Here is a 461-nt window from a genome sequence, read left to right as displayed (position 1 = left end):
ACGCTATCTGCGCGCCATGGTCTCATCGCTCAATCAACTGCATGGAGGTTCTGGATGTCGTCATCGAATGAGAGTCTGAAAGGCAAGGTCGCCGTCGTCACGGGCGCGGCGAGCGGCATCGGCAAGCAGATCGCGTTGACGCTGTCGGCGGCGGGCGCGGCCGTCGCTATCGCGGACCTGAACCAGGACGGCGCAAACGCCGTCGCCGAAGAAATCAGGAAGGCAGGCGGCAAGGCGCTCGGCGTCGCGATGGACGTGACGAGCGAAGATGCAGTCAATCAGGGCATCGACAAGGTCGCGGCCGAACTGGGCTCGGTGGATATCCTGATCTCGAACGCAGGCATTCAGATCGTCAACCCGATCGAGAACTACTCGTTCTCCGACTGGAAGAAGATGCAGGCGATCCACGTCGACGGCGCGTTCCTCACGACGAAGGCCGCGCTTAAGCACATGTACAAGGA

1 protein-coding gene is annotated in these 461 nt (G+C 61.4%); it reads left to right on the top strand.

What is annotated here, in order from left to right; genetic code table 11:
• Positions 1-54 precede the first annotated feature (54 nt).
• On the top strand, positions 55-461 hold a 407-nt coding region (locus AB4Y31_RS31795), incomplete at its 3' end, for an SDR family NAD(P)-dependent oxidoreductase (RefSeq protein WP_368677425.1).

The organism is Trinickia sp. EG282A, from assembly GCF_040965455.1.
In the GTDB taxonomy this organism is placed as follows: Bacteria; Pseudomonadota; Gammaproteobacteria; order Burkholderiales; family Burkholderiaceae; genus Trinickia; species Trinickia symbiotica.
Note: the sequence above shows the minus strand (reverse complement) of the source record. Positions and strands in the feature narration are given on the sequence as shown.